Source organism: Lentilactobacillus raoultii (assembly GCF_900411375.1).
Taxonomy (GTDB): Bacteria; Bacillota; Bacilli; order Lactobacillales; family Lactobacillaceae; genus Lentilactobacillus; species Lentilactobacillus raoultii.
The window spans coordinates 1-14580 of sequence record NZ_LS422985.1 but is presented as its reverse complement, the minus strand read 5'-3'; the positions used below and the strand labels follow the sequence as shown (position 1 = coordinate 14580).

11 protein-coding genes are annotated in these 14580 nt (G+C 40.8%); 3 read left to right on the top strand and 8 right to left on the bottom strand.

Translation table 11 applies throughout. The annotated features are described in order from the left end of the window. Positions 1-52 precede the first annotated feature (52 nt). The gene (locus ED605_RS05345) at positions 53-1633 is read left to right on the top strand and encodes an amidohydrolase (protein WP_121977871.1); all 1581 of its coding nucleotides are present in this window, start codon (positions 53-55) and stop codon (positions 1631-1633) included. Between the two features lie 177 nt (positions 1634-1810). Here the strand turns inward: ED605_RS05345 and ED605_RS05340 are convergent, their stop codons facing one another. From ED605_RS05340 to ED605_RS05325, 4 genes are all read right to left on the bottom strand, one after another. Beyond that, positions 1811-2152: a hypothetical protein gene (locus tag ED605_RS05340; RefSeq protein WP_121977870.1), complete on the bottom strand. Its 342-nt coding sequence runs from the start codon at positions 2150-2152 to the stop codon at positions 1811-1813. Between the two features lie 102 nt (positions 2153-2254). Further along, entirely contained in the window at positions 2255-3325 is a 1071-nt protein-coding gene (locus ED605_RS05335; RefSeq protein WP_121977869.1) for a sialidase family protein, read from the bottom strand. A gap of 232 nt (positions 3326-3557) precedes the next feature. After that, positions 3558-4829: an oligosaccharide MFS transporter gene (locus ED605_RS05330; RefSeq protein ID WP_121977868.1), complete on the bottom strand. Its 1272-nt coding sequence runs from the start codon at positions 4827-4829 to the stop codon at positions 3558-3560. Between the two features lie 152 nt (positions 4830-4981). After that, entirely contained in the window at positions 4982-5953 is a 972-nt protein-coding gene (locus tag ED605_RS05325) for a glycoside hydrolase family 43 protein (RefSeq protein WP_121977924.1), read from the bottom strand. A 271-nt stretch (positions 5954-6224) separates the two neighbouring features. Between ED605_RS05325 and ED605_RS05320 the strand changes: the two genes are divergently transcribed. Together ED605_RS05320 and ED605_RS05315 are read left to right on the top strand one after the other, a co-directional pair. Then, the gene (locus ED605_RS05320) at positions 6225-7115 is read left to right on the top strand and encodes an ArsR/SmtB family transcription factor (protein WP_121977867.1); all 891 of its coding nucleotides are present in this window, start codon (positions 6225-6227) and stop codon (positions 7113-7115) included. A 28-nt stretch (positions 7116-7143) separates the two neighbouring features. Continuing rightward, complete coding sequence (locus tag ED605_RS05315) at positions 7144-7752, top strand: hypothetical protein (RefSeq protein ID WP_121977866.1); 609 nt, start codon at positions 7144-7146, stop codon at positions 7750-7752. 188 nt (positions 7753-7940) lie between these two features. Here the strand turns inward: ED605_RS05315 and ED605_RS05310 are convergent, their stop codons facing one another. From ED605_RS05310 to ED605_RS05295, 4 genes are all read right to left on the bottom strand, one after another. After that, positions 7941-8831, bottom strand: a complete 891-nt coding sequence (locus ED605_RS05310) for an ArsR/SmtB family transcription factor (RefSeq protein ID WP_121977865.1) — start codon at positions 8829-8831, stop codon at positions 7941-7943. Between the two features lie 21 nt (positions 8832-8852). Continuing rightward, entirely contained in the window at positions 8853-11072 is a 2220-nt protein-coding gene (locus ED605_RS05305) for an alpha-galactosidase (RefSeq protein ID WP_121977864.1), read from the bottom strand. A gap of 161 nt (positions 11073-11233) precedes the next feature. Beyond that, entirely contained in the window at positions 11234-12598 is a 1365-nt protein-coding gene (locus tag ED605_RS05300) for an MFS transporter (protein ID WP_121977863.1), read from the bottom strand. Beyond that, entirely contained in the window at positions 12591-13889 is a 1299-nt protein-coding gene (locus ED605_RS05295) for a glycoside hydrolase family 27 protein (protein WP_121977862.1), read from the bottom strand. Before ED605_RS05295 ends, ED605_RS05300 begins: the two co-directional genes overlap by 8 nt. Between the last annotated feature and the right edge of the window lie 691 nt (positions 13890-14580).

The window sequence follows — 14580 nt, the reverse complement described above, 5'->3', positions numbered from 1 at the left end:
TTCCAAGGACCCCAATAATAAAAGTAACCTACAAACGAAAAGGAGGTTTCTTATGCCAACCTTTAAAAATGCCAAGATTTTTCTTGGGACTGACGCTAATCATTTTGCCTCGGCCATGAATATTACGGACGGCGTCGTCACCCACGTCGGCGAAACTGATGAAGTCACCGATCCGGATGCCATTGATCTCCATGGGAAAACGGTGTTGCCGGGATTTGTCGACGCCCACACTCATCCTAAGTATATTGCCGATGCCTTACACGGGGTTGCCTGCACGCCACCGGCAGTTAACAGCATTGCCGAAATGAAAACGGCACTTAAAAATTCACCGGCTTATGGGCAGGGGCCGTCAGTTTGGATTGAAGGCTGGGGCTTTGACGAGTCCAATCTAGCCGAACACCGCTCCCCAACTATTGACGACCTGGACGATGTCTCAACCAGCCAACCCATTTTTATCTATCGTTCCGATTGTCATTCATCGGTCGGCAACTCCAAGGCTTTGGAATTAGCCGGCATCGACGCCAATACGCCAAATCCGACTGGCGGCGTGATTGGCCATTTTCCGGATGGCCGACCCAACGGCTATATGAAAGAAGTTGCGGCAACTCAGTTATTAATTCAGGCTAAGTCGGCCCAAAGTTATCTGGCTGACGTCGACAACATGGCCAAGAGTTCCGATCATTATTTGACGAACGGGATCGTTGCCATTGGCGAACTAATGGGCCGCTTTCGACCCTATGATTCGCTTCAGCTTTATCAAGATGCCCGCACCGACGGCTTTAAGCCCAAAACGGCCATTTACTACGTTTTCAACGAGTTGATGCCAGGCCAAGTGGTTAAACCAACGACTCAAGAGGACCTGCGAATTGCCGGGATTAAAGTCTTTATGGATGGCAGTATTTCTGGTGAAACCGCCTATAATAAGCAACCTTATCCGGATGGCAAATCAGGTGTTCTGTTAACCAATGCCGATCGATTAAAACAAGCTGTTTGGTATGCCAGTGAGCACCACCTCCAAGTCGCAATTCACGCGATGGGAGATGCCGCCATTCAATTAGTGATTGACGTCACGGCTGATTTAACCCCTTGGTTGGATGATCGGCCATCCATTCGAATTGAACACGCCTCGCTTTTATCAGATCAAATGCTAAAAGAACTTAATCGGGCCCGCATGAACTACGCGTTGGTGACCCAACCGATCTTCTTTTTCGCTGAAGATGAATCGTACCGGTCCTATCTTAATCAAGCACAGTTCAAAAACGCCTACCGAATTAAATCGATGTTGAATTCAACCGCGATGTTGGCGTTAAGTTCGGATGCCCCCTGCACACCGTGGGCGGAACCCGATAATCCTTTCGTCGGCATTTATGCGGCCGTTACCCGAAAGGCAGCCAACCAAGATGTTGTTAACGCCGATGAAGCGATCACTGTGCCGGAAGCTGTCTTGGCCTACACCAATACCGGTGCCAGAGTTGGCGGCTTTACCCACAATGGTCAGCTTCGTCGCGGATATGCTGGTGACTTTGTGGTTCTTGATCAGGATATCTTCACGGTGCCAACTGACAAGATCAAAGACATTCAGGTTGAACAGACTTGGATGGCTGGCGAGAAAGTTTATCAAAAGGGTGACTAATCTCAGGCCAGTTTAGAAACGGGTTTAAAAGATCATCAATCAAATAAGCCTGTGTCATCAAGCCATTTAGTGCGTTGATGACACAGACTTATTTTCTTTATTGCATTAAAATCTTGGCTTATCTTCCAGTCAAATATCAACTTGGGCTCTAAGCTCTCAACCAAGTACCATTCAGCTTTAACGATTACCTTTGCCAAACATGTCATCGATGCGCTGATTAACGTCGTCAAAATCTTTTTTGTTAAATATCAACGCTACCTGATCGACCACTTCACGTTTTGCAGGGTCCCTACTTTTTTCAATTTGCATACGGTACAGTGGAGAATGAAACTGTTCCAGCAAGTTATTAATATACCAAAGTAACTCTATGCCTTGTGTCGCATTTTCCGGATAGAAAAGCCGAGCCATCCAAATCACAGCATGCTCATCCACTTCTTCAAAACTAATGTTATCGGAGGGAATACCTTTTTGTTTTAAATTTCGTTTAATGAAAAAAAGAACCCAGTTTTTTGATGCCATTGAAGACGCCTTCTTCCCTCTTAAAAATTAAAGAGTATAAAATGTTAAGCTACTTTGGATAATAATTATAGTAGGTATTCTATCCAACACCAAAGAGAGATATTAGGAAGGCAGCTTCCAGACTAACGATGTCAAACTATGATTGGCATTACTCGTTGGTCCGGCATAACCACCGCCGTTAACAATCAACATTTGTCCATTTGGCAATGGTGTTAATGATCGTGAATAGGCACCCGGCATTGGCGTATCAACACTTTGCCAATCTTTTGCATCATTTTTGCTTACATAGACATTACTTTCCGTACTATTAGCAACAACAGTCCCATCGCTCAGAACCGTTACATATGGTGAACCGCCGGAAGCAAACTTAGTACCTAAATTAGTTGGTTGCCAGTTAAACCCGTCATCTGAAAGCTTATAAGCAGAATAATTTCCGCCGTTATGGCCAACAACCTCGTAGGTCATAATATATTTACCATTTGCCATCTTTGCAACTGTTGCCATCCCTGGACGTCCCTTTGCATCCGGGTCAGCAACATCCTGGACTTCCTTACTCCAATTAATCCCATTTGTTGACGTCTCATGAGCAAGTAGTTGACTATGAGCTGGTTTGTCTCGCTCGTCAGAGTAGTAACAAACCAATTTATGGTCAATCACTGTCAAGAATGGTTCCCAAACCGGTCCATTACCGGTGGTCGTTGTCGTGGCCTTACCACCTTGAGCAACCGTACTCAAATAAGTCCACGACCTACCATGATCCACACTCTTGTAGAGATCAATTGAACTGGTACTCAAATCTTTGGGAATCGCATTACCTGCACAAATCAATGTTCCAGCCGGCATATCCCCAATTCTTTCAGGCAATTCATAGAGAAATGGTTGATACCGCATTCCACCTCGGTTTTGGGTATCCTTGACCTCGCTAACCTTATTCCAAGTGTTACCATGATCGCCACTCTCAAAAATTTTAAAAGATGGTTCACCTGTTACATAATTTTCTGAAGTCGCATATAAACGACCATTATAAGCCGGATCATTTTGATGAGTCGTAACCATTCCCCTGCCATATAACACTACCGGCCCGGTGGAATTAGGCAAATTTTGACGATTGGCGACAGTTACAATATGATTGTCCGTGCTGGTATTTGTATTAGAAACTTGATTATAAATCATAAACACCTCCCGAAGAGACTCATAACATCGTTAAGATCTTGACTGCTTTTTAACAAAAGCATCCCTCATTTACTTCCAAATATACTATTTCCTATGCTAATTAACAATTAGCCCAACATTTTCATGAAGCGCTTACACTTTTTTCAGACAAGAAAGGAAACTATTACCAACAAGTGAAGATAATAATTCCCTCAAGAATTTTAAATTAACAATCAAGCGTTAATCAAATTATTTAGGCTTTAGCCTTCCCGTTTTCATCTCGTTCACCAGCCTGAACCGGATTTTCCTTCTTTAATACAAAGGCTGCAAAGATCGTTACAACGGCAACGATTGCACCTAAAATCAGATAAGCATGCTGGAAGCCGATTGAATCGTACATACTACCAGCAACCGCTGAGAAGATGAAGACTGAGATTTGTTTAGCAAAGTTGGACGCCAACGCGTAAACCGTCGCGTAAACTCTGACATCGAAAGCTCCAGCAATGTACTTCATGATAGAAACCAGTACCAGTGGCATTTCGAATCCAGCTAACAACCGAAGGACAATCACCCAAATCAGACTTGGTGACAATGCAGACCCAATAATTCGGATAGCCAAAATTACACCATAGGCAATTAAGCCGTTTCGTGATCCGATACGGTTGATAATCCAAGGCATCGGGAACATCAAGAGAAATTCTAAACCAATCTGCGCTGTCGTCATGTAACTGTAAGCCTGCGTTCCGGCAGCTGCAGAATGGAAGAACGTCTTGAAGAAGATGATAAACTGTTGATCAAACACATCGTAAATAGCAGATGTCCCAATGTAGAAGATTGACAAGTACCAGAAGTTCTTCAATTTGAAAATTTTGCCAATTTGCTTCATATCCAATGAATTGGAAGTATCACCAGCTGCCGAAGCGTTATCCATATCAACTTTATCACTGAATAATAGTAACCCGGTCAGGATAGTTGCTGAAATTGTACATGCCCAAAAAATGGAGTTGGGCTGCCACAGGAAAATTTGACCACCAACGAATGAAGCAACCATTCCAGCTAGCGAACCACCCATTCGGGAATGTCCATATTCAAAGCCATTGGCCAAACTTGCCCGTTGAACATATTGTTCGATAACCGAAACACCACCATTAAAGATGAAGCAAAGGTAAATTCCAGTCACAATGGCCACCAGCATTGAGTTAATCGACATCAGTGGCAGGAAAATCCACTGGAAGTAGGGGCCAATCAACATCGCCGCAATTGAAATTGTAAATAGCAGATTCTTTTTAAATAACAGCTTATCGGAAATCACACCAAATGCCGGCTGGAACAAGAGTGATAAACCAGCCATGGCCGAGAAAACAACCCCGGCTTCGGCACCATTCATATGGCCGACCTGTTCCATCCAGAGAGTTAAATACCCAAAAATAATTTGCCACATAAAGAAGTAGGTAAAGTGGGTAAATGGGAAACCCCAGAAGTGCTTACTTACTTTCTTTTGTGGCACATTTGCATCATTTTGCATAATGCCTGCCTCCTAAAATAATCAATTGTTAATTTTGTAATTATGTGAAAAAGATCACTTATACAATTGCAAAAACAGAAGCTGTTCCTGATCATCATTTATTTAGCTTCTATATAACTTACAGACAAACCCTTAATCCCACTGACATTTAACTAATCGTAGTTATACGGGGTTGGCTTGCCAAAGTTGGGTGTACCATCCTCATTCCAAGTGAACGGCTGAACTTTGGTGTGCCGATTTGGATCGTAAAGCGGATCACCCTTAATATCGGTATAGTTACGGCAATGGTAAACCATCAGATCGGTCTTACCATCTTCCGCAACGGTGAACGAATTATGACCGGGTCCATATTGATGCGTAGCCAAATCACTCTTGAAAACCGGTTCTTTTGATTTGGACCAGTTTGCGGCATCCAGTAAATCAACATTATCGGCCACCGTCAGCATTCCCATCGCGTAATTCTCATCAGTCGCACTAGCGGAATAAGTCAAGAAGAAGCGACCATTTCGATGAATCACAGCGGGGCCTTCATTTACCCAGAAACCCCGGATTTCCCAGTCATATTCCGGCTTTGAAAGCATGACCGGTTTTGTCTTTAAAGTCCATGGATTAGCCATTTCAGCAATGTACAAATTGGAATTACCTTTAATCGCGTTATCCTTTTGTGCCCAAACGTAGTAAAGCTTGCCATCGTGTTCAAACGTAGTGGCATCAAGGCTGAACGTGTCCATTCCGGTTTCAACCTGACCACGTTCAACCCAATCATCTTCACTGCGCATTGGATCAGCCGCATCGCATTCGATGCAGAACATGCGGTGCTGGAACATGCCTAATTTATCTAGCGCCGTTGTTTCAGCCGCCGCAAAATAAATAAACCATTTACCATCAATAAAATGTAATTCTGGCGCCCAAATCAGCTGACTCATGGGACCGCTTTCATGTTTGCGCCAAATAGTTCGTGGCGCCGCATGAGCAAGCCCTTCAAGAGTATGGGCCCGGCGAATCTCAATCAAATTATAGGCTGGAACCGAAGCGGTAAAGTAATAGTAACCATCGGTGTGTTTATAAATATAGGGGTCTGCCCTTTGAACAATTAACGGGCTTGTGTATTCAATCACTGTCAGTTCTCCTTTTCCAATCACGTGATTTGTTTAATCTCTTGTGCACGTTCTTATCATATGGTTATCCGAAAACGATTACAATGGTTTTTGTAAACTTTGATTGTTATTTTGACTTAGAATTGGCTTTTTGCTAATATAAAGGTTGTCTTAAGCGGTTACATTTAAAAAGATTCATAAAAATATGAATCTTAACTACAAAAGATCCAAAAGTTCGATATAACGATACCCGTCACAAAGAAAAACACATAAGATAGAAATTGAAAGGTGATGCCGGATGGATTTGGATATTTCCCAAGATTCATTGGAAGTCTATAAAGCGCTTGCAAGTTCCGTACGAATTAATATTATTCAAGAACTGTCAACCAAGCGAATGAGCGTCCAAGAATTGTCAAAAACATTAAAGTTAAGCAGTGCCATCGTCTTGATGCACTTAAACAAACTTGCTGAAGCCGGCATTATTGGTTTTGAACGTCATGGTCATAAAAAGATTTCATACTTGAAAGTCGATAATATCAACGTTCATTTTCCTAAGACCATTTATCCGGCCTTTGCGGTTTACAATACACAAGTACCGGTTGGCCAGTTCACTAATTACTCGGTCACCCCGTCCTGCGGGCTTGCCGGTAAAAATGATTATATCGGCAAAGTGGATAACCCGACCTATTTCATGAGTCCTGATCGAATCAAAGCCGGGATGATTTGGTGGACAAACGGCTTTGTCGAATACCAGTTTCCCAATTATTTGGAGAAGCAGGATAAATTAGAAATGTTAGATCTTTCGATGGAGTTAGGGTCTGAATTCCCCTTTTCGAACAACGTCTGGCCATCTGATATCACGTTTTACATTAACGGCGTGGAAATTGGCACGTGGACCAGTCCTGGTGATTTTTCTGACATTCGTGGTAAATACACACCTGATTGGGTACCGGACAACGTTAATCAATACGGCCAATTAAAAATTGTCAGAGTGACTAACCACGGTAGCTATTTAGATGGGCAACCCTTTACCGATATTTCAATCGACGATATTGACTGGCGTCAACCAACTATCACCGTGCGTTTTGCAATTAAGGATGATGCTAAGCATAAAGGTGGCTGTACGATCTTTGGCCAAGGGTTTGGCAACTATGACCAAGATATCTCGATGAAGCTTTTCCACAGTTAATAAATCTATCAAATGAGGTGGCAATATCATGCAAACTGATGACAAAAAACGTGAATTTATTTTGAGTTATTTGGAAACCCAGCTTAATCAAATCAATTTAAAAGTCGTTCGCCAGTTAATTGAGTTTGGAAAGAATAACAACTACTCGGCACCCGACATTTTATCTGAGCTGGTATCAATGGATCAAAAACATGAAAAGATTTTAACGGCCACTTTTGAGTTGGATTATGTGGATGGCGTCAAGCTTTTCAGTAACAGAGCCAGGCACTGGTTAACTCCGGATGGTCGAAACTACTTACGGCAATTGAAACTCAAGGAAAGTCAAGTCATTCATTCAAACTTCACCCCCGGCGATGCTGGAAATACTAATACCGCGTATGACGGCTACTTATCCCAGTTAATTGCCTGCAAGGATAAGATGCAAACTGAAGCCGACAAAGTCACACTCCAGGAGTTTACAATTGACCTACGCCATTTACTGACCGACAGTAAAAAGCTTGAAGAAGGTGCCTTGAACAAATTCCAACCCTTTATTGAACGAAACTGGCGGGAACTAGCAACGCCGATGAACCCAATTTTAGTTGAGCTATCTCGCCGATTTCTATTTACGACAACGAGTGAAATCCAAGACAAGTGAGTAAATCAAAAACAGGTAATCCACAGAGAATAGCGCGCTTATTTTAAAAATCATGATCTTGACTATTTAGCTTTATCATCAGAGAACCATTTATTTTTGACAAATTTCAAAAAAAGCCTTAGGGAAGCCGTCAATTTATTTAATGACGGATTCTTTAAGGCTTTTTAATGTTCTTTTGCCAAAGTCATTCAACTATGAAATAGTTTTAAGTCGATATCCTGATTGTAATTGCCAAACCCCTTGCCGAAAATCGTACAGCCACCCTTATGTTTGGCATTTTTCCTAATTGCAAATCTAACCGAAAAAGAATGTCGGTGCGTATCGATATCTTGAATCGACGTTTTGGTGAATGGCTGACCATCCAAATAACTGCCATGGTCCGTAATTCGAATTGTTTTTAACAACCCATACTGATTAACATTATCCGGTACCCACAGTGGGGTGAATTTGCCCCGAATATCGGAAAAATCTCCTGGACTGGTCCATGTGCCAATTTTGACACCGTTAATGTAAAACGTGATGTCAGACGGCCAGACGTTATTGGAAAACGGGAACTCAGACCCTAATTCGGCTGATAAATCTATCATTTGTAACGTATCTTTATCGCTTAAGTGATTAGGAAACTGATATTCCACAAAGCCATCATTCCACCAAATCATCCCGGCTTTGATTCTGCCCGGATCCATGAAGTATGAAGCATCATCTACTTTACCGATATAATCTGTCGGCCCAGCCATACCGCAAGATGGTGAAACCGAATAATTGGTAAAATAGCCAACCGGCATTTGTGTTTCATAGACATCAAAGGAGGGATAGATTTCTGTAGGAAATGTGACATTAATTCGGTCTACCACTAACTTTGCCATTTTATTGTGACCGGATTTTTCAAACTGAATCAATCCTGCTTTAGCTAATTTATCCAAATGCATCGCTGTAATTGTACTGCTCAACCCAAGGTTGTTTGCAAGCTCACTGATACTCATTTTACGTTCTGATAAATCCCGAATAATCTTTAACCTAACAGGGCTCGCCAATGCTTTATAAGCAGCGAGCGAACGGTCCGTAATATCTAATTCCATCAAATACCCCTCAGCTTTCAATTACCTGGCTTTTATAACAAATAATTTGGCATTAAAATCAGCTGACGCCCCTCTTTGAACCGTCGATTGAACTGACGGGACAAAATAGCCGGCATTCATCAATTCACTACCATAAAACACCTCTGTGTCCTCATTAACCTGATACTGCTTGTCGGGATCTAACCCCTTAAATTTTATTCGAGCGTATGGTGCGTTCGCTACGTTTAACAATTGGTAGCGTGCTGCAATCGCATTCTCTTTCTTTGAGTCAACAACTTCCCAACTGACAATATTACCGCCTTTTTCATAAGGACTATCAATTCGATAAAAATCACCAAATTGAAATAATTGTCGATATTTTTTATAGAATTGAACTTGACGCTTAATCAATTCCTCATCTTCTTTAGATAAATGAGTGATGTCTAATTCATAGCCAAAGTCGCCGAAAAAGGCCACATCAGCCCGTGTACTAAGGGGCGTAATCCTTTTATCCTGATCGTTTGGAACATCCGAAACGTGGGCTCCCATCATTGATTGGGAATAACCATAAGAAGTGCTGTACTGAATTTTAAGTCGTTCAATTGCATCCGTATTGTCACTTGTCCAAGCCTGTGGCGCATAGTACATCATTCCCAAGTCAAATCGACCACCGCCAGAAGCACACGATTCAAAGAGTACTTTCGGAAACTGTTTTGTTAATCGTTCGTAGAGGTTGTAAACGCCTAAAATATACCGATGCGAAAATTCTGTCTGCTGATCAGCCCTTAATTTCATCCCGTACATTTCAGTAATATTGCGATTCATATCCCATTTAATGTAATCCAGTTTATTTTCATCGATCATCTTAGCCATTGCATAATAAAGATAATCAACTACTTCAGACCGAGTCATGTCAAGAACAAATTGATGACGCTGAGGTGTGCTATGACGTCCCGGTGTTTTAATCATCCAATCCGGATGAGCTTCATAAAGTTCACTATCTTTTGAAATCATTTCCGGTTCGAACCAAAGCCCAAATTTCAACCCAATCGAGTGAACCCGCTCAGCCAATGAGACTAAGCCATTAGGAAACTTTGCTTTATTAACAAACCAATCCCCCAATGAACTTCGATCATTATTTCGATGACCGAACCAGCCATCATCTACCACTAACATTTCCAACCCAAGTTTCTTTGCTGATTTAGCAAAGTTTACCAGTTTTTGCTCATCAATATCAAAAGTTGTCGCTTCCCAATTGTTTACCAATAATGGCCTTAATTGATGCGCAAAGTGTGGGTTGACAAGATGTAATTGATAAAAGTGTCCCAGTTGTTGGCTTAATTGGTTGGTCCCTTTATCAGTAAAGCTTAGAACAGCTTCAGGTGTTTGAAAACTGGCAGCTGGTTCTAAGTTCCAACCAAACCCAGTAGGATTAATCCCGGCTAAAATGCGCGTGGTGTTAAATTGATCAACTTCAACCTGGTCTAAAAAATTGCCGGAATAGATTAAGTTAACTCCTAATGCCTCTCCCGAATCTTCATCGGTATTTGGACGTACCAACATAAAGTAAGGATTTTGTTGGTGACTGGATGCTGTTCGCATACTACTAATGCTTTGAATTCCTGAATGAATTTTGTTCCTGTATAAATGGCGTTCGCGGGCCCAAGTTCCTGAAAATTGAACCAATTCATAATCGTCATCAGGTAAATCTAACTGTAAACTCAACGCTTGATTGACTTGTATTTTTTGATTGCCCCGATTAATAAATTTAGCGCTCCTAATGATAACATCTTGATGTGGAAAAACAGCATAGCTTAAAACCACCTCTAATTTGCTCAACGAATCTTCCAAAGTGATTTCCAATGTTTGAGCATCGTCACCATTATCATCAAAAGTCGATGGCAGCCCCTGCAATCTATTCTTACCGGGGTGGATTTGATAACCTGTGAATTGCAACTCTGAAATGTTACTGCCGTTTTCCAAAGTGACTTCAAAAGCAGGATATCTAAAATCACCTTTCCCAAAGGATGCATATTCTTGTTTCAACAATTCCGGTTGAACATCAAGTGCTTCCTCCGTCCAAGATGGCGTATCATTATGCCATTCTCGTGAGGCTAAATTTTGATAATCACTTTTCTGGTGAACTCTGCTGCCGTAATACAACTGTCCTAATTCACCATTTGGCATCACATCAAAGATATAACTGGTGTGATCTGTTTGAAGATGGAAAAGTGTTTGATTTTGATTCACATTAATTGCCATAGATTACTGCTCCTTATTTTAAAAATTGTTATTTGAAAATACCCACGTGTATCAAAAACTGGAGTGGTCAGAATCACTCCAGTTTTATCTTGCATTTACTATTAATAATGGACTTGGGGTGTTATTCAAACTTTCGAAGTAAATGCAAGCGATTTTTAAACCTAATTGTTTTTAGTCTTTTTAGATAGATCACTAAGCATTTGTGCTTGGACCTGTGGTGTGATGCCATAACGCTTAATTGGAATAAATCCTAAAATTGCAATGATCCCTGGAATCAGGGAGAAAATCATCATCATCCAAAATAAAGTATGTGAGCTTTGGGTAGGGTTGGCCTGGTAACCAGCCCACGCAAGTACCCAACCAGCGACGCCACTTGATAATCCAGCAGCAACCTTTGATTTAAAAATGTTAAGCGAAAAAATCATACCTTCAGAACGTTCGCCGCCTTTCCACTCATCATAATCAACGACATCCGGTAGCATTGCCGACATTGTCACAAAACTAAGCCCAAAGAAGAATGAGACCATCGAATTCCAAACCGTTACTAAAACGACATTAGTTGGCGTTAATGCAGTTAGGCAGAATGAAAGGCCCATCATAACATTTGAAAAAAGAGCTGTTTTTCGTTTTCCAAAGTGTTTTTGAGTCCAAGGAACAAATAATCCGCCAACAATTTGGAAAGCTGTACATACACCTAAGAACACTGCCGTAAATGCAACCGCATTCAAATTATACTTAACGTAATAAACCTGCATAGCACCGCGGGTATAGTAGGTAATTTCCAAAATGAATAAAGCAATGATAACCATTCTGAATGGCCGATTTTGACCAAAGAAGCCTTTGACAACCTTAATCAAGGATTGATGTTCCTGACGAGGAACTACATAGCGTTCTTTAACGCCAAACGCGGTTACCATTACTGACAAGAGATAGAAAAGTGAGATCGCAATGGCAGCACCAGTATAGCCGTTAAATAGCGCCACTAGCGGTAGTACAATCACACTGGCGATCCAACCACCGACATTGGCAACGCTTCGGGGAATCGTGACTGCCTTTGCTCGATCTGCCGGGTCACGAGTGATCGCAGCGGCAATCGACCAATACGGGATGTCCACAGTTGAATAGCTAATGCTCCAAGCAATGTACGTAATGTATGCGTAAATCAGCTTGCCACCTGCACTAAAATTCGGTGAAATAAATAATGAAATTGTCACAATTGTGCAGATAATTCCACCCATAAAAATCCATGGTCGAAACTTGCCCCAACGTGTGTTAGTGTTATCAACACCAATCCCAATAAAGATATCCGTAAATGCGTCAACGAATCGTGCAATTAACATTAATAGTCCAACTGCTCCAGCATTCAATCCCCAACTATCCGTATAGAAAATTAGTAGATAAGTGCCGACAAGTCCCCAAACAATGTTTTCACCAAGGCTTGCTGAGGAATAATTAATCAGCTGTCCTAATGATAGTTTGTCCGACTTATTTTTTGTCGCAATTTCCACGTGATCTGAACTAATCATTGCCTGTTACCTTCCCTTCTAAATTTTGCTTAATTAAACAAACGTCATGTGATTCAATTAAAATAGCTGACAGCTTTGACAATTCATGGTCTTCCCAAATCATCCGTCCGGTATACGAAATCCCCATACTTGCTAACTGTTCTGGAGTTAATTTAAGTTTTTCATTTGAAACATTAAACAGACCATAGTAATTAGCATCTGAACTTATCGCTTTCCAAACAATCAATCGCTTATCACGAAATAGCTGATATTTTTCAATAATATGATTATCCATTTCAAGAAGTTCAGTATTGGTTAACAGATTAGAAGTCCATTCATCCATGTCCGTTAACTCGCCACCCATAATCAGTGGTGATTGCATCAAGCTCCAAAGGGTCATCATCGTTTTTTGTTCTGCTTTTGTAAACCGAGTTTGGCGATTTCCACCAGGCCCATCAACAGAGCGGATGCCAATGTGTCCAAGCGGCAACATGTCACAATCCGGCCAGTTTCCAGGTCGCGAGAGTGCTGACCACTCCTCAGCACGATCAAACATGTTATAAAGTAATCGCCACTCATCCCAAAAATCATCAGTAATTCGCCACATATTAGCATTTCTTTGAAAAAATGACCCATTCGCAATTGGCGCCGGTCCGGGTGAAAGTGACAGCACAATCTCACGATTAGTTTTATCGATTGCTTTTCGGAGCGCTTCGACTTCTTTTTTCAATGTTCCATTGTAAATAACTGAATTTGCAATGTCATCACACTTAATAAAGTCAACGCCCCATGACGCATAAAGTGCCATCAGAGAATCGTAATAAAGTTGGCCTTCAGGCATATCAACGTTCACGCCATACATATCGGAATTCCAAGGGCAAATATTATTTAGGGCAATATCTCGGGCCGTCTTATCTGTCCCTTTAATTGGAGCAGCACTATGAACCGCCTGACGTGGGATACCACGCATAATATGAATGCCAAACTTTAATCCTAAATTATGGATATAATCAGCTAGCGGTTTAAATCCGACACCATTAGCTGCTGACGGGAATCGCTTGCTATCCGGCATTAAGCGGGAATATTGGTCCATTACCAGTGGGTAGAAATTATGGTAAGTTGATGAATCCGCTTTAGGCTCATACCACTGAATATCAACGGTAATATACTTCCAACCATATTTCTTTAAATGTCGGCTCATATGATCAGCATTTCGTTTAACTTCGTCCTCTCGAACTGAAGCACCATAGCCGTTCCAACTATTCCATCCTTTGGGAGGCACTTGGGCGAACTGGCGGAAATTTTCAGGCATTTTCATCCTTCTTTCATTAAATGACTTTAAGTGACTTTATAGTTTTTTATGACTAGTCATCAATAAACCAATGAATCTATTGAGACAATCCCCTTTAACATTTAGGTCATGTCCCTGTGCACAACCATATAATATCATCCAAGAAAACGATTACAATAACATTTTTAATATTGTTTCGATTTTTTTGCTAAACATTAAACATTTTTATTAGTTGTTTAGCGTTTTAAAAAGGATTATGTTGTCAGTAATAAATATTTTTATTGTATTTATCTTCAAAAATCAACATTAATAATTGATATTTGAACCATCGATTTTACTAAAAAAGACTTAATAAAAATTTTGTTTTGGTTCTAATAAAAATAAAACTAGTTGTGGCTTCTTAACTTACTCTATTAAAACTAAAATTTAAAAATCAACCACGTCTTTATACACGATGAATTTCTTCTCCCGGTACACTAATACTAAAGTTCACAACAACCTTGAATGTATCTTCAAATAAATTGGTTTGCAAGATAAATGTAATCGTTTTCGTAAACAAAGTCAATATTGTTTTATTAAACATAACTGAAACTTGAAAGCTAAAAATCACTTCAATATTGCGTGATTTTTGGCTTTTTCTGATCAAAATTAAAACGCAAGGGCTCCTGCGCTGTATACTTTAATTGACAAAAGAAAGATACAAAGGAGTGCT